This window comes from Neisseria sp. P0007.S010, assembly GCF_051962875.1.
In the GTDB taxonomy this organism is placed as follows: Bacteria; Pseudomonadota; Gammaproteobacteria; order Burkholderiales; family Neisseriaceae; genus Neisseria; species Neisseria subflava_A.
Genome location: NZ_JBQCUX010000010.1, coordinates 1 through 14,441 on the forward strand (window position 1 = coordinate 1; position 14,441 = coordinate 14,441).

Annotated in this window: 14 protein-coding genes and 2 pseudogenes; 8 read left to right on the plus strand and 8 right to left on the minus strand. The window is 51.6% G+C overall.

Annotated features, from left to right (window positions below):
• Positions 1-118: 118 nt before the first annotated feature.
• Positions 119-365, plus strand: a pseudogene (locus ACTHR7_RS08085) (RpiB/LacA/LacB family sugar-phosphate isomerase); the annotation flags it as partial.
• 33 nt (positions 366-398) lie between these two features.
• On the opposite strand, the gene ACTHR7_RS08090 reads toward ACTHR7_RS08085, so the two are convergent.
• The 4 genes and pseudogenes from ACTHR7_RS08090 to ACTHR7_RS08105 form a co-directional block, all read right to left on the minus strand.
• Positions 399-1,085, minus strand: coding sequence for a M15 family metallopeptidase (locus ACTHR7_RS08090; protein WP_440370632.1), 687 nt, complete (start codon positions 1,083-1,085; stop codon positions 399-401).
• A 189-nt stretch (positions 1,086-1,274) separates the two neighbouring features.
• A pseudogene (locus ACTHR7_RS08095) lies at positions 1,275-1,367 on the minus strand (IS1595 family transposase); the annotation flags it as partial.
• Between the two features lie 131 nt (positions 1,368-1,498).
• Positions 1,499-1,717: a hypothetical protein gene (locus ACTHR7_RS08100; protein ID WP_285071319.1), complete on the minus strand. Its 219-nt coding sequence runs from the start codon at positions 1,715-1,717 to the stop codon at positions 1,499-1,501.
• Positions 1,695-1,928, minus strand: a complete 234-nt coding sequence (locus ACTHR7_RS08105) for an RNA-binding S4 domain-containing protein (protein WP_002221492.1) — start codon at positions 1,926-1,928, stop codon at positions 1,695-1,697. The genes ACTHR7_RS08100 and ACTHR7_RS08105 overlap by 23 nt, the downstream gene beginning before the upstream one ends.
• Before the next feature lie 165 nt (positions 1,929-2,093).
• Here ACTHR7_RS08105 and dnaE point away from each other — a divergent pair, with 165 nt between their 5' ends.
• Positions 2,094-5,528: a DNA polymerase III subunit alpha gene (gene dnaE / locus ACTHR7_RS08110; protein WP_440370633.1), complete on the plus strand. Its 3,435-nt coding sequence runs from the start codon at positions 2,094-2,096 to the stop codon at positions 5,526-5,528.
• Between the two features lie 240 nt (positions 5,529-5,768).
• Here the strand turns inward: dnaE and ACTHR7_RS08115 are convergent, their stop codons facing one another.
• Positions 5,769-6,104 (minus strand): hypothetical protein, encoded by a 336-nt coding sequence (locus ACTHR7_RS08115; protein ID WP_293203746.1) that lies wholly within the window; start codon positions 6,102-6,104, stop codon positions 5,769-5,771.
• Between the two features lie 290 nt (positions 6,105-6,394).
• Between ACTHR7_RS08115 and ACTHR7_RS08120 the strand changes: the two genes are divergently transcribed.
• From ACTHR7_RS08120 to ACTHR7_RS08135, 4 genes are all read left to right on the plus strand, one after another.
• Complete coding sequence (locus tag ACTHR7_RS08120; protein WP_293203747.1) at positions 6,395-6,889, plus strand: restriction endonuclease; 495 nt, start codon at positions 6,395-6,397, stop codon at positions 6,887-6,889.
• Between the two features lie 21 nt (positions 6,890-6,910).
• A complete protein-coding gene (locus ACTHR7_RS08125) occupies positions 6,911-7,774 on the plus strand; it encodes a mechanosensitive ion channel family protein (protein ID WP_293203748.1) in 864 nt (287 codons plus the stop codon).
• 67 nt (positions 7,775-7,841) lie between these two features.
• Positions 7,842-8,708 (plus strand): hypothetical protein, encoded by an 867-nt coding sequence (locus ACTHR7_RS08130; RefSeq protein ID WP_219088989.1) that lies wholly within the window; start codon positions 7,842-7,844, stop codon positions 8,706-8,708.
• A 121-nt stretch (positions 8,709-8,829) separates the two neighbouring features.
• Positions 8,830-10,866, plus strand: a complete 2,037-nt coding sequence (locus ACTHR7_RS08135) for a M3 family metallopeptidase (protein WP_440370634.1) — start codon at positions 8,830-8,832, stop codon at positions 10,864-10,866.
• 357 nt (positions 10,867-11,223) lie between these two features.
• Here the strand turns inward: ACTHR7_RS08135 and ACTHR7_RS08140 are convergent, their stop codons facing one another.
• On the minus strand, positions 11,224-11,487 hold the full coding sequence (locus ACTHR7_RS08140; protein ID WP_070584656.1) for a hypothetical protein: 264 nt from the start codon (positions 11,485-11,487) through the stop codon (positions 11,224-11,226).
• A 234-nt stretch (positions 11,488-11,721) separates the two neighbouring features.
• On the opposite strand from ACTHR7_RS08140, the gene ACTHR7_RS08145 reads away from it, so the two are divergent.
• Positions 11,722-12,141 (plus strand): CopD family protein, encoded by a 420-nt coding sequence (locus tag ACTHR7_RS08145; RefSeq protein ID WP_003681587.1) that lies wholly within the window; start codon positions 11,722-11,724, stop codon positions 12,139-12,141.
• 38 nt (positions 12,142-12,179) lie between these two features.
• On the plus strand, positions 12,180-12,650 hold the full coding sequence (locus ACTHR7_RS08150) for a CYTH domain-containing protein (RefSeq protein WP_003681591.1): 471 nt from the start codon (positions 12,180-12,182) through the stop codon (positions 12,648-12,650).
• 157 nt (positions 12,651-12,807) lie between these two features.
• Here ACTHR7_RS08150 and ubiG read toward each other — a convergent pair whose 3' ends face one another.
• Both ubiG and ACTHR7_RS08160 read right to left on the minus strand, forming a co-directional pair.
• Positions 12,808-13,521: a bifunctional 2-polyprenyl-6-hydroxyphenol methylase/3-demethylubiquinol 3-O-methyltransferase UbiG gene (ubiG, locus tag ACTHR7_RS08155; RefSeq protein WP_070584652.1), complete on the minus strand. Its 714-nt coding sequence runs from the start codon at positions 13,519-13,521 to the stop codon at positions 12,808-12,810.
• Between the two features lie 162 nt (positions 13,522-13,683).
• Positions 13,684-14,217: a c-type cytochrome gene (locus ACTHR7_RS08160; protein ID WP_293206368.1), complete on the minus strand. Its 534-nt coding sequence runs from the start codon at positions 14,215-14,217 to the stop codon at positions 13,684-13,686.
• Positions 14,218-14,441: the final 224 nt, after the last annotated feature.

Here is a 14,441-nt window from a genome sequence, read left to right on the forward strand (position 1 = left end):
AAGAAGGTGGTCATGGAAAATCCCCTAAATGTCTTGGTGGGAATTTAGGGGATTTTGGGGAATTTTGCAAAGGTCTCAGTTTTTGTCTATTATACAGGAGAACACTATGCGCCTAATCATTGCCGCCAACAAGGTGCAGGGCATCCGCGCAGCCACGGCGCACGGATTTGGTGGGTGTGCGCGGTGCGGTGGGAAATTATGACACACAGGTGTTGTGCATGGGGCAGAATGTGATTGCTGCACCCGAAGCGTGGGTGCTGGTGGATGTTTGGCTGGACGCGCGGCACAATACGGCGGGCAGCTATGCGCCGAAGTTGGTGGAAATTGCGGCGTTTGAAGGCAGAGAATCGTTTGCGGCGGACTGAAACTGCGTCGGGCGATACAAAAAGCAGCCTGCATTAGGCAGTAGGCGCATACGCAATATTCAAAATGTGGTTGCGGTAAAGTTCGGGCAGCAGCGCCAGCACGGTTGCCTTGCCCGATAGGTCCGCATTGCGCAAAGTATCCGCCAGCAAATCCACTGACATGGCCTGCAACGCCGGCACCGACAAAGGCGCATAGCTCAAATGCCAAGGTTCGGGAAACATGCCGCCCTGCTGTTTTTGATACGGGCGGAAGAAACCGAAGCAGTGCAGGTTTTCATCCAGCCATTGGTGCAGCGGACGGAAAATGCCGCCTTCGCCCGTTTCTTCGGGTAGCAGCTTCGGACGGTAGCCCGGCGGCATGGCGGCAGCATCCACCACGTCGATTTCCGTGCCCCAATGGTGCCGGCTGCCGCCCGGTAATGCCGACCAATCCAGAATATGCTGGATAATCTCTTCCTCCGACATCGCACTTCTGTCGCGCACTCTGCCGTATTCGTCATACAGCGGTTTTTTGCCGGCGAATTTATGATTCCAAATACGCAGCTGGGTGTTGAAATCGCGGAAGGTGCTGAACGGCTGCATATCGATACCGTCTTTTTGTGCGGCGGCACGCATGGACAAAAACGCTTCCGCTGCCTGCGGCTGGGCGGCAAAACGCGGTGCGGCATATTGCACGACATGGCTGCGGGTGCGGCCGGTCAGTTCTAAATCGGTCAGCATGGTGAATAAACCTTTTGGGTGAAACATTGGGGTGCAGGCTGCCTGTGAATGGAAACGCGCGCGTTATTTGGCAGTGCGGCCGATAAAGTTATCCAACGCCGTTTGGCAGCCTGGGTTGCGTTGCACGCGCAGTTTGACCAGTTGTGCCAACAGGGTAGTTTGTTCTTCTGCGGTGAGCGTGTGCCCATTTTCGGCAGCGGAACGGGCGGTAACTTCGAGTACAAAAAATTCAAGTAGTTTCTTTTGAACTCTCTTGCTTAATTTACAATTGGTTATCTGCATTTTCGTAGCCTAGCATAACTGCTAATCTACGTCAGCCCCAAAAAGAAACCGATGCGGTCTGAAACTTTCAGTCGATATTTCCTATAATGCAACATTATTTAAAACACGATTTATATTAAGCCCAATCGTTTTCAGACGGCCTTTGCCTCATCTTCGCCATCTACCCACCCTGCTTCTTTCAACTTCCGCTGTTGCGCGTCATAACGTGCTTTTTCCGCCCAATACATTGTCTGAATACAGGCATCGCCGCATTCGCTGCCGCAACATTCCCACGACTCAGGGCGGACAGGTTCGTCTAACAACGGCTCGCCCAAGATGGCTTCGGCTTTATTCTTCAGGGTCGTATCCATCGGCGATTTCCAAGCGCGCACCGTCAAACTCAATCACTTCGCCGCCGCGTATTTTGGCGGTTTTACGGGTTTCGGTTTCGCCGTTGCGCAACACCAGCCCTTCGGCGATAAACGCTTTTGCCTGTCCGCCGCTTTCGGCAAGACCGGCCAATTTCAATAAGTCGCACAACGCGATGTATTCGTTGTCTTCAAGATAGACAGTTGCTTCCATCATTTAATCCTTTTCAATAATGGCGATATTTTAACATGGCCGTCTGAAAGAAAGCCCACTTCTGTTTTATTTGCTTTATCCAACCTCATTACATTTGGTTTTCAGACGGCCTTTCGCTGCCAACCCTGCTACAATACGCCTTTTATTGTTCACGCCGATTTTGCCATGACCGAGCCGACCTATATCCCCCTGCGCCTGCATACCGAATTCTCGATTACCGACGGTATGGTGCGGATTAAAAAACTGATTGCCAAAGCGCAGGAATACGGTTTGCCTGCTTTGGGCATCAGCGATTTGATGAACGAATTCGGTTTGGTGAAATTCTATAAAGCCTGCCGCGGCGCAGGGATTAAGCCCATCGGCGCGGCGGATGTGTGGATAGGTAATCCGAATGCGCCTGACAAGCCGTTTCGCGCCATGCTGATTATCCGCAACGATGCGGGCTATCTGCGCTTGAGCGAGCTTTTGACGGAGGCCTATGTCGGCAAAGACCGCAATATCCATCACGCGGAACTTAACCCCGAATGGCTAGAAAACGGCGACAACAGCGGCTTGATTTGTTTGAGTGGCGCGCATTACGGCGAAGTAGGCGTAAATCTGTTGAACGGCAATGAAGACGCGGCGCGTGCGGCGGCGTTGAAATATGCGGAGTGGTTTCCCGATGCGTTTTATTTAGAGCTGCAACGCCTGCCCGAACGCCCTGAATGGGAGGCTTGCGTTTCAGGCAGCGTGAAACTGGCGGAAGAATTGGGCTTGCCGGTGGTGGCAACGCATCCAACACAGTTTATGAGCCGCGACGATTTCAACGCACACGAGGCGCGGGTGTGCATCGCAGGCGGCTGGGTATTGACGGACAAAAAACGTCCGCGCGATTTTACGCCGAGCCAGTTTTTCATTCCGCCGGAAACCATGGCCGAACGTTTTGCCGATTTGCCCGAAGCCTTGGAAAACACGGTGGAAATTGCCAAACGTTGCAATCTGCACATCACATTGGGCAAAAACTTCCTGCCGCTCTTCCCTACTCCGGACGGCCTGTCGCTGGATGATTATTTGGTGAAACTGTCCAACGAAGGCTTGCAGGAACGCATGGTTCAGCTTTATCCCGATGAGGCGGAGCGTGCGGCAAAAATGCCGGAATATCAGGAACGTTTGGATTTTGAGTTGAACATCATCATCCAGATGAAATTCCCCGGCTATTTCCTTATCGTACAAGACTTTATCAACTGGGCAAAAACGCATGGCTGTCCGGTTGGGCCGGGCCGTGGTTCGGGCGCAGGCTCGCTGGTGGCGTATTCATTGAAGATTACCGACCTTGATCCGCTGAAATACGCGCTGCTGTTCGAGCGTTTCTTAAACCCCGAACGCGTCTCCATGCCCGACTTCGACGTGGACTTCTGTCAGGCAAACCGCGGCCGCGTGATTGAATATGTGCGCGAAAAATATGGCGCGGAAGCAGTCAGCCAGATTGTTACCTTTGGCACAATGTCGTCCAAAGCGGTGATTCGCGACGTCGGACGCGTGCTGGAACTGCCTTTTATGCTGTGCGACAAACTGTCCAAGCTGATTCCGTTGGAAGCCAACAAACCCCTGAGTTTGGAAAAAGCCATGGAGGCCGAGCCGCAGATTCAGGAATTGATTGAAGCGGAAGAAGCGGACGAACTGATTACGCTGGCGAAAAAGCTGGAAGACCTGACGCGCGGTTTGGGTATGCACGCAGGCGGCGTGTTGATTGCGCCAGGCAAGATTTCCGATTACAGCCCCGTGTATCAGGCGGACGAATCCGCCTCGCCCGTATCCATGTACGACAAGGGCGACGTGGAAGACGTGGGTTTGGTGAAGTTCGACTTTTTGGGTCTCCGCAACTTGACCATTATCGAAATGGCGCAGAACAACATCAAAAACACCACCGGCGATATCGTCGATGTCGGCAAGATTCCGCTTGACGATCAGGCTGCCTACCAAATCTTCCGCGATGCGAACACCACCGCCGTCTTCCAGTTCGAGTCGACCGGTATGAAAAAAATGCTGAAAACAGCGCACACGACCAAGTTTGAAGAACTCATCGCCTTCGTGTCGCTCTACCGCCCCGGCCCGATGGACAACATCCCAGACTTCGTCGCGCGTATGAAGGGTCAGGAATTCCAATACATCCATCCGTTGCTCGAAGGCATCCTCGCGCCGACCTACGGCATTATGGTGTATCAGGAACAAGTGATGCAGGCGGCGCAGATTATCGGCGGTTACTCGCTCGGCGGCGCGGACTTGCTGCGCCGCGCCATGGGTAAGAAAAAACCCGAAGAAATGGTGAAACACCGAGAAATCTTCGCCGAAGGCGCGGCAAAACAAGGCATTTCGCGCGAAAAATCCGACGAAATCTTCAACTACATGGAAAAATTCGCCGGCTACGGTTTCAACAAATCCCACGCCGCCGCCTACGCCCTGATTTCCTATCAGACCGCATGGCTCAAAGCCCATTACCCTGCCGAGTTTATGGCAGCAACCATGTCGTCTGAATTGGACAACACCGACCAGCTCAAGCATTTCTACGACGACTGCCGCGCCAACGGCATCGAGTTCCTGCCGCCCGACATCAACGAATCCGACTACCGTTTCACGCCGTATCCGAACATGAAAATCCGCTACGCACTCGGCGCGATTAAAGGCACGGGCGAAGCCGCCGTCGAATCCATCATCGCCGCGCGGCAAAGCGGCGGCAAGTTTACCGGCCTCTTGGACTTCTGCGAGCGCGTCGGCAAAGAACACATGAACCGCCGCACCCTCGAAGCTCTAATCCGCGGCGGCGCGTTCGACAGCATCGAACCCAACCGCGCCATGCTCTTGGCGAACATCGACCTTGCCATGAACAACGCCGACCAAAAAGCCGCCAACGCCAATCAGGGCGGACTTTTCGACATGATGGAAGACGCCATCGAACCGGTGCAGCTCGTTGACGCGCCCATGTGGAGCGAGTCGGAAAAACTCGCCGAAGAAAAAACCGTCATCGGCTTTTATCTGTCCGGACACCCGTTCGGCCCATATGCCCAAGAAGTCCGCCAAATCGCCCCGACCAAGTTAGGCCGTCTGAAACCGCAAGACAGCGTGCGCCTCGCCGGGTTCGTGACCGCCGTGCGCACCATGATGGGCAAACGCGGCAAAATCGCCTTCGTCAGCCTCGAAGATTTGAGCGGGCAGATTGAAATCATGGTCAGCGGCCACACGCTGGAAAACTGCGCCGACTACCTCAAATCCGACCAAGTGCTGATTATCGAGTCCAAAGTCAGCCGTGACGACTACGGCGGCGGCGACGGGCTGCGCATCATGGCCAACCAAGTCATGACCCTGCAAATGGCGCGCGAACGCTACGCCCGCAGCCTCAGCCTCGCCCTCGCCCCCGGCCACGACATCACGCGCCTCGCCGCCATCCTCACTACACACCGCCTGCCCGACACGTCGCACATCCCACTGCAACTGTCGTACAGCAACGGCAAAGCATCAGGCAAATTGAAAATTGCACCCAAATGGATGGTAACGCCAAGCACCGCCTTGTTTGACGAACTGGAAACATTGCTCGGCAGCAGGGCAGTTCGTGTGAATTGGTAAGACTAAAGGCCGTCTGAAACCATACGTTCAGACGGCCTTTAATTTAAAAAGCGCTTTAAAAACATAAATCAAATACGGATTGAGGCTTTCAGACGACCTTATTGTATAGAGAGATTATCTGAAAAGTTTATTGCAAGAGACTTTGGCTAATAGGAAAAGATAGCCCACAAAAAAAGGGGGTGAAAATACACCCCCTTTTTCTATAGAAGCCCCATATCAAAGGCCGTCTGAAAAACAGTTTTATTTAACGATTTCAACCGGGCCATGGTCGTCGCAGTGGTCGCCGTGTTGGTGATGCAGACGGCCGTTGACGATGTAGTCGACGTGATCACCGTGCGGTACGGCTTCGTGGCCGCAACCTTCGCCGTGAACGTGGCCGTGGCAGGTGTCAACCGGGTGGCAGCCGTCAGGGTTGGTTTCATTGACGCTCAGGGCATGCTCGTCGTAGTGGCCGTTGTGCTCATGGTGCAGGTGGCCGTCGTGCAGATAATCGACGTGGTCTTCGTGTTTGATGGCAGTGTGGCCGCAGTTTGCGTCGTGAACGTGGTCATGATGTTCGTGGGTTTTGCAGGTCATTTTTTCTCTCCTAATGTTCAGTGAATAGCAATCTTTCGCGATTGATTCTTTCATTTTATCTTTTTTTTGATACAAACGTAAAAAATTTTACAGTTATTAATATATTGTTACGATATATCATCTGTTGATATATAAGCCTATTTTATTTTTCAGACGGCCTTTCATCTATAATTCATTTATTTTCAGCGAGAACTTCAAACCCTTCCGGCAATGTAAAATATCGAATTTTTCAGCCGTAACAGGTAACATGGAAACAAAGGGATGGGTTCTTCAAAAAAACAGGTACTGCAATGGGAAAACAAGCCAGACTTTATATGGTTCGCAGCACGCAAGGTGCGCTTTATGACGTATTTCTCGAGCGCGGCGTGGCGGCGTTGGCTTGGCCCATGCTGGCAGAAGCGGCGGCCAAGGGTTTTGGCCGTGAGGAACTGGCCGATATTTACCGTTCGGCCGTGCCGGATGTGAAATTGAGAACGGCGCAATCGGGCGCGGCTCAAATGTGGCGGTTTGTCAACGAATTGGCTGATGGAGATGCCGTACTGACCTACTCGCCTGCTTTGCGCCGTTATCGGGTTGGCAGGATTACAGGCGAAGCGGTGCATTGTCCGCAATGGGATGATGAAAAAATGTCGCTGGTGCGGCCGGTTGAGTGGCTGGGCGAAGTGTGCCGTGATGATTTGAGTGCGGCAGCACAACGGGCTTTAGGCAGTGTGGCAACTTTGTTTGCGGTATCGGAAGCGTGTGCAGCAGAAATTTTTGAACGCGTGGATTTTCAGACGGCCTAAAAAGGGAAAGGAAACAGCATTATGTGGAACACCATACAGGAATGGCTGAACGCTTTGCCTGTCAGTGAAGAAATCATCAAATCGGCATTGATGTCGGTATTGATGATTGTGGCCGTCATTGCCGGGCGCAGCATTTTGCTCTCGGCTCATTTTCGCAGCCATCCGGATTTGAGCATCGAAAACAAACGCCGTTCGCTGGTGGTCAGTCGCAACGTGACCATGTTGCTGATCCTGCTCGGGCTGGCGATGATTTGGGCGGCGCAGATTCAAACTTTGGCGTTGTCGATGTTTGCAGTTGCCGCGGCGATTGTGGTGGCAACCAAAGAGCTAATTATGTGTTTGTCCGGCAGCATCCTGCGTTCGGTAACCAAACAATACTCCATCGGCGATTACATCGAAATCAACGGCCTGCGCGGACGGGTGGTCGATATCAATATGCTGAACACGCTGATGATGCAAATCGGCCCCAATCCGCTGATTGGCCAGCTTTCCGGCAAAACGCTCTCGTTTCCCAACAGCCTGCTTCTGAGCCACACCGTGCGCCGCGACAATATTTTGGGCGATTATGTGATTCATACGGTGGAAATCCCCGTACCGATTCATTTGGATTCGGACGAAATCATCGGCCGTCTGAAAGAAGTTCTTGAGCCCTTGTGCGAGCCTTATGTCCCTGCCATCAAGCAGCATTTGGAAAACGTGCAAACCCAAAAATTGTTTATCACGCCCGCCGCCCAGCCTCGTGTATCCCGCGTGCCGCATGATGACAAGGTGTATAACATCATTGTGCGCTTTGCCTCGCCCGTAGCCAAACGCTTGGAAATCCAACAGGCGGTTTTGGACGAATTCTTACGCACACAATGCCAATTAATCAATAAATTAAAATAGTCCAGTTTATATATACTATCAAATACCTTACAATACCGAGGTTCACAATAAACAATAAGGAAAAGTCATGTTGCCCGAATCAGCCCTTGCCGAAATGTACCCTGTAATCATGACCCCCAGCCATGACGGCAAATATTTCCACAACTACACCCTCTCACTTCTGAACATCGTCCACACCAATGCCGCACACGGCCTACCGCTTCAAGTAATGATGCAGCGCGGCGAAAGCCTGATTACGCGCGCGCGCAACAACTGCGTGGCCACATTCTTAGAAAACAAAGAATGGACGCATTTATTTTGGATTGACTCCGACATCGGCTTCTCTCCCGATTCATTCTACCGTCTGCTTTTGGCCGACAAAGACGTTGTGGCAGGCATTTACCCGCTCAAACGCGACAACTGGCCTGAAGAAGGCGTTCCGGCCGGCACGACTCAAGCCGACTTCGAGCGCATGTACACTTCTTATACCGTCAACACCAGCGAAAAAAATGAAAACGGTGAAATCGTACTGAAAGTCGATGAAGACGGTTTTATGAAAGTCCATGACGCGCCAACCGGCTTTATGGTTATCAAGCGCAGCGTATTTGAAAAAATGATGGCAGCCTACCCCGAGTTGAACTACATCTCCGACAGTGACTACAACCGAGAAGACAAAGGCCTACACTACCGCTTCTTCGACTGCATGGTTGATCCGAAAAGCAAACGCTACCTGTCCGAAGATTACACCTTCTGCCACCTCTGGCGTCAAATCGGCGGCGAAGTGTACGTCGATGTACAATCCAACCTGACCCACCAAGGTGCAAAAGTGTATCGCGGCTCGTTTGCCGAATCCCTGCAAACCAATGTTGCCAATGCCGTATTTGCCCCGAAAGGCACACCAATGCGCCTCGAACTGGCTGCGCCATTGCACGCCAATCCGCGCGGCGCAGAATAAAATTGGTCGACAGGCAGACAAGACACTTTAATTCTATCTGTCTGCCACCATATAACGCCTATCGTTTTCTTTTCAGACGGCCACAAGGCCGTCTGAATCCATCTTATTCAGGAGAAACCATATGAGCGACAACGTCCTGCTCCACTTGGGCGAAGAACCCCGTTTCGACCAAATCAAAACCGAAGACATCAAACCCGCCCTGCAAACCGCCATTGCCGAAGCGCGCGAACAAATCGCCGCCATCAAAGCGCAAACGCACACCGACTGGGCCAACACCGTCGAAAAACTGACTGACATTACCGAACGCGTCGGCCGCATTTGGAGCGTGGTTTCCCATCTCAATTCCGTGGTCGATACGCCCGAGCTGCGTGCCGTATACAACGAATTGATGCCTGAAATCACCATTTTCTTCACCGAAATCGGTCAAGACATTGAGTTGTACAACCGCTTCAAAATCATCAAAAATTCTGCCGAATTCGACACCCTCTCCCCAGCGCAGCAAACCAAGCTCAACCACGACTTGCGCGATTTCGTCCTCAGCGGTGCCGAATTGCCGCCCGAACAGCAGGCAGAACTGGCGCAACTGCAAACCGAAGGCGCGCAACTGGGTGCCAAATTCGCACAAAACATCCAAGACGCAACCGATGCTTTCGGCATTTACTTTGACGATGCCGCGCCGCTTGCCGGCATCCCCGAAGACTCCATCGCCATGTTTGCCGCCGCCGCGCAAAGCGAAGGCAAAACAGGCTACAAAATCGGCCTGCAGATTCCGCACTACCTCGCCGTTATCCAATACGCCGACAACCGCGAACTGCGCGAACAAATCTACCGCGCCTACGTTACCCGTGCCAGCGAATTGTCTGACGAAGGCAAATTCGACAACACGGCCAACGTCGAACAAACGCTTGCAAACGCGCTGAAAACCGCCAAACTGCTCGGCTTCAAAAACTACGCCGAGCTGTCGCTGGCAACCAAAATGGCGGATACGCCCGAACAGGTTCTAAACTTCCTGCACGACCTTGCCCGCCGCGCCAAACCGTTTGCCGAAAAAGACTTTGCCGAAATCAAAGCCTTTGCACGCGAGAGCCTGAATATCGAAGATCCGCAATCTTGGGATTTGAGCTACGCCGCCGAAAAACTGCGCCAAGCCAAATACGCCTTCAGCGAAACCGAAGTGAAAAAATACTTCCCTATCAGCAAAGTATTGGCAGGCCTGTTTGCCCAAATCAAAAAACTCTACGGCATCGAGCTGGCTGAAAAAACCGTCCCCGTTTGGCACAAAGACGTACGCTATTTCGAGCTGAAACAAGACGGCCAAACCATCGGCGGCGTTTACATGGACTTGTACGCACGAGAAGGAAAACGTGGCGGCGCATGGATGGACGGCTACAAAAGCCGCCGCCGTTTCACCGACGGTACGCTGCAACTGCCGACCGCCTACCTCGTCTGCAACTTCACCCCGCCGGTCGGCGACAAAGAAGCGCGTTTGAGCCACGACGAAATCATCACCCTCTTCCACGAAACCGGCCACGGCCTGCACCACTTGTTGACCCAAGTTGACGAAGTGGGCGTATCCGGCATCAACGGCGTCGAATGGGACGCGGTCGAGCTGCCCAGCCAATTCATGGAAAACTTCGTTTGGGAATACGACGTATTGGCGCAAATGTCCTCGCACGAAGAAACCGGCGCGGTATTGCCGAAAGAGCTGTTCGACAAAATGCACGCGGCTAAAAACTTCCAACGCGGTATGTTCCTCGTCCGTCAAATGGAATTTGCCCTCTTCGACATGGAAATCTACCATCAGGAAGATGAAGGCCGTCTGAAAGAATGGCCGCAAATCTTGGACAAAGTGCGTCAAGAAGTCGCTGTAACCCAACCGCCGGCATACAACCGCTTTGCCTTGAGCTTCAGCCACATCTTCGCCGGCGGCTACTCCGCAGGCTATTACAGCTACGCATGGGCGGAAGTTTTGAGTGCAGACGCTTACGCCGCTTTTGAAGAAAGCGACGACGTTGCCGAAACCGGCCGCCGCTTCTGGAAAGAAATACTGGCCGTCGGCGGTTCGCGCAGCGCAGCAGAATCCTTCAAAGCCTTCCGCGGCCGCGAACCAAGCTTGGATGCCCTGCTCCGCCACAGCGGTTTCGACAACGCAGCTTGATTTGAAAATCCGCCGTTTTAATTGCTGATTCAACGCTAAAGGCCGTCTGAAATGTTTCAGACGGCCTTTTTATAATTAATTCAATATTTTCAGCAAGACAAATATAAAAATATTCAGCCGATAAAACCACCCAGCGCGGAACGCCGCAATGATTGCCAAGCTCAATATTTTCCCAATGCAGACCAACCGCCCATAAAAACAGGGCATGTTCCCCATGCCCTATCATTTGAATTTCAGACGGCCTTTCGGTTGTCAAAACTTATTAGGAACAATAAGTAAGCCCTATCCCTAACAGGACTTCGAGGAAAACAGAAGTCCGCATTTCAAACCCCTATCTCCCCCTGCCCATCGCTAAATTTAGTTTTTGCCCTTTTTATCGCCGGCATCCAAGCGCATATTGATAAATTCCATCATCAAATCTTTTTTTGTCCAGAAAAAGGTTTTCATTTTTTCCAAAGAATAGATTTTCCGAATCATCGCCGGCAATCCTGCGTGAACGATGGCCGCGACTTCGCCATTGGTTGTTTCATTGTCCATGGCGGCTTTGAGGTTTAGATTGCGCGTATTCAGGTAGTTGCTAAGCTCTTTCCTGACGCTGTTGCTGATTTCGAATTGTTTCATGTTTTCCGTCCATAATGTTTTTATAATTAAATAGCATAGGATTCTAACAAGTTTTTTGCATCGTGCATATCTCAACTTGCATATTATTGCAGAATTTACAATTTGCCTTTTGGGTAAATTTGTGTCTGCAACACATTGTTGCGGCGCACTAAATCGGATTGTTTTGACTATTTTGTTTTGGCTTAAGCAGTATTGCGGATAAAATAATGGTTTTAGGTTTTGAGGCCGTCTGAAATGTATTTGTGGTTTAAGCTGCTGCATGTGTTTTTTGTAATTTCTTGGTTTGCCGGACTGTTTTATCTGCCGCGGATTTATGTGAATCTGGCGCAATTAGAGCCCGGCAGCGTGGAATATGTACGGCTGACGGATATGTCGCGCAGGCTGTACCGCTTTATGTCGCCTTTGGGCTGGGGAACGCTGATATTCGGCGCGGCCATCGGGTTTGTTAACAATTGGTGGGGCAACGGCTGGCTGGCGGTTAAATTATTGTGCGGCCTGCTGCTCTTGGCCTACCAGCTTTATTGCGGCCTGCTGCTGCGCCGTTTCCAGAACGGCAGCAATGTGTATTCGCACCGCTGGTATCGGGTATTCAACGAACTCCCCGTATTGATGATGGTGGCCGCGCTTTATATGGTGGTTTTCAAGCCGTTTTAATCTTCAGACGGCCTGTTTGGTAAATAAGGAAAGAATTCATGACGGTCGAAATCGAACGCCGCTTTTTGCTGGCGGATGACAGTTGGCGCGAAGCGGCAAGCGAGCCGCTGGTGTTGCAACAGGGCTATTTGAGCGTGGAAAAAGAGCGCACCATCCGCGTGCGGATTATCGGTTCGCAAGCATGGCTGACCCTGAAAGGCTATATTTCCGACATGACGCGCAGCGAGTTTGAATACGAAATCCCGCTGGCTCACGCGCAAGCGATGATGGCGGATATGTGCCCTTTTAAAATGGAAAAATACCGCTATCGGGTCGAATTTGAAGGCTTTGTGTATGAAATCGACGAATATTTCGGCGACAATGCGCCCTTGATTGTGGCGGAAATCGAATTGCCGTCTGAAGATACCGAGTTCCCCAAACCGTCTTGGCTGGGCAAGGAAATCACGGCAGACGGTAAATTCACCAATGCGTATCTGAGCAAACATCCGTATTCGTCTTGGACGGAATAAGGGCGACAACCTCTCTACACATACAAAAAAGGCATGTATCGCACATGCCTTTTTTCTTTTCAGACGGCCTGATTTGCCTTACCGATATTTGTATCAAGCTGCTTTCGACATAGTGTTTCAAATATCGGGCAAGCCCGTGTGTTTTATCCGTGTAGCCTTACGCCGGACGGCAGGCCACCATGTAGTTGACCTCGGTCGAGTCGCACAAGGAATAACGGCCGCTCAACAAATTGTAGGTCATGCCCTTGCTGCCGACGGTATCCAATCCGGCTTGGCGGCACATGCGTGCGAGTTCTGCCGGCGTGATGAATTTTTTCCAGTCGTGCGTGCCTTTGGGGACGAATTTCAACAGATATTCCGCGCCGACTATTAGATGCAGATAAGATTTGGGATTGCGGTTGATGGTGGAGAAAAACACCATGCCGTCGGGTTTGACCAGTTTCGCGCAGGCTTGAACGATGGCAGACGGATCGGGAACGTGTTCCATCATTTCCATACACGTTACCACGTCGAAGCTGTGCGGCTGCTCGGCGGCGAGGTCTTCGACGCGGATACAGCGGTAATCGATATTGGCAACGTGTTGAGCGGCCGCATGGGCAGCGGCGGTTTGCAGGGATTTTTCCGCCATATCGATGCCGGTCACGTGTTCTGCGCCGCGTTTGGCCATGCTTTCCGACAAAATCCCGCCGCCGCAGCCTACATCCAGCACGCGTTTGCCTGCCAATCCGGCATAGCCGTCGATATAGTCGAGGCGCAAGGGGTTGATGTCATGCAGGGGCTTAAATTCGCCGTTTTTATCCCACCATTTGTCGGCGATTTGGCTGAACTTGGCGATTTCGCCGGCATCTACGTTGTCGTGTTGATTGCTCATGGTTTACTCCTGCATAAAATAATTCGCCTGATTTTAGCCGATTGCGCTTCAAAATAAAATGTTTCAGACGGCCTTTGCCTGTTTATCGGCCCTATTTCAACTTTCATCCGTCTGCCCATAAAAAACGCACCTTGTTGCAAGGTGCGTTTCAATCGGTGCGATTTAGAATTTAGCGCCGGATTCGTTGGCCATGTAGTCAACTGCGGCTTTCACTTCGTCGTCGCTTAAGCTGCCGTTGCCGCCTTTGGCAGGCATGGAATTGAAGCCTTCGAGGGCGTGTTTGTGCAAGGTGTCTTTGCCTTGTTTAATGCGAGGCGCCCAGTCTTCTTTTTTGCCTACTGCAGGAGCGCCGGGAATCAAGCCGCTGTGACATGCTTTACAGTTCGCTTCAAAAACAGCTTTGCCGTCCACTTTGGCGGATTCAGCAGGCTTGGCCTCAGCGGCAGGCGCTTCGGCTTTCTCTTCAGGCTTGGCAGCTTCTTCAGGTTTAGCGGCTTCCTCTGCTTTGCTGGCAGCGGCTTCGGCTTTATCGGCAGCTTCTTGAGCGGCAGACGCAGCAGTATCAGCAGCAGAAGCAACTTCGTTTTTAACTTCAGATGCAACGGCTTGAGCAGCCTCTTGAGTCTCCTGTTTAGCCTCTTGGGAACAAGCTGTCAAACCAGCCATCATCATTACGGCAATCAGTAATTTGTTCATGTTCTGTCTTTCCTTAGTTTTAATTTAAATCACTGTTTTATATAAACAGCTTAAAAATTTTAGCATAGAAACTAATACCTTCGACCTAGACTATAATAAATATTGGCATAAATCAGATTTTGTCACAAAAACAGGAAAAACATATTGACACCACACCTCTACTCAGATAGAAATTTACGCCCATTTGTCATTTAGCGTAATAATTTTCATTTTATTGTTCAAAC

What these genes read in the sequence shown, in the direction of transcription:
- ACTHR7_RS08090 (WP_440370632.1), bottom strand. Translation starts at nt 1,085, where the DNA reads ATGCTGACCGATTTAGAACTGACCGGCCGCACCCGCAGCCATGTCGTG.
- ACTHR7_RS08100 (WP_285071319.1), bottom strand. Translation starts at nt 1,717, where the DNA reads ATGGATACGACCCTGAAGAATAAAGCCGAAGCCATCTTGGGCGAGCCG.
- ACTHR7_RS08105 (WP_002221492.1), bottom strand. Translation starts at nt 1,928, where the DNA reads ATGGAAGCAACTGTCTATCTTGAAGACAACGAATACATCGCGTTGTGC.
- dnaE (WP_440370633.1), top strand. Translation starts at nt 2,094, where the DNA reads ATGACCGAGCCGACCTATATCCCCCTGCGCCTGCATACCGAATTCTCG.
- ACTHR7_RS08115 (WP_293203746.1), bottom strand. Translation starts at nt 6,104, where the DNA reads ATGACCTGCAAAACCCACGAACATCATGACCACGTTCACGACGCAAAC.
- ACTHR7_RS08120 (WP_293203747.1), top strand. Translation starts at nt 6,395, where the DNA reads ATGGGAAAACAAGCCAGACTTTATATGGTTCGCAGCACGCAAGGTGCG.
- ACTHR7_RS08125 (WP_293203748.1), top strand. Translation starts at nt 6,911, where the DNA reads ATGTGGAACACCATACAGGAATGGCTGAACGCTTTGCCTGTCAGTGAA.
- ACTHR7_RS08130 (WP_219088989.1), top strand. Translation starts at nt 7,842, where the DNA reads ATGTTGCCCGAATCAGCCCTTGCCGAAATGTACCCTGTAATCATGACC.
- ACTHR7_RS08135 (WP_440370634.1), top strand. Translation starts at nt 8,830, where the DNA reads ATGAGCGACAACGTCCTGCTCCACTTGGGCGAAGAACCCCGTTTCGAC.
- ACTHR7_RS08140 (WP_070584656.1), bottom strand. Translation starts at nt 11,487, where the DNA reads ATGAAACAATTCGAAATCAGCAACAGCGTCAGGAAAGAGCTTAGCAAC.
- ACTHR7_RS08145 (WP_003681587.1), top strand. Translation starts at nt 11,722, where the DNA reads ATGTATTTGTGGTTTAAGCTGCTGCATGTGTTTTTTGTAATTTCTTGG.
- ACTHR7_RS08150 (WP_003681591.1), top strand. Translation starts at nt 12,180, where the DNA reads ATGACGGTCGAAATCGAACGCCGCTTTTTGCTGGCGGATGACAGTTGG.
- ubiG (WP_070584652.1), bottom strand. Translation starts at nt 13,521, where the DNA reads ATGAGCAATCAACACGACAACGTAGATGCCGGCGAAATCGCCAAGTTC.
- ACTHR7_RS08160 (WP_293206368.1), bottom strand. Translation starts at nt 14,217, where the DNA reads ATGAACAAATTACTGATTGCCGTAATGATGATGGCTGGTTTGACAGCT.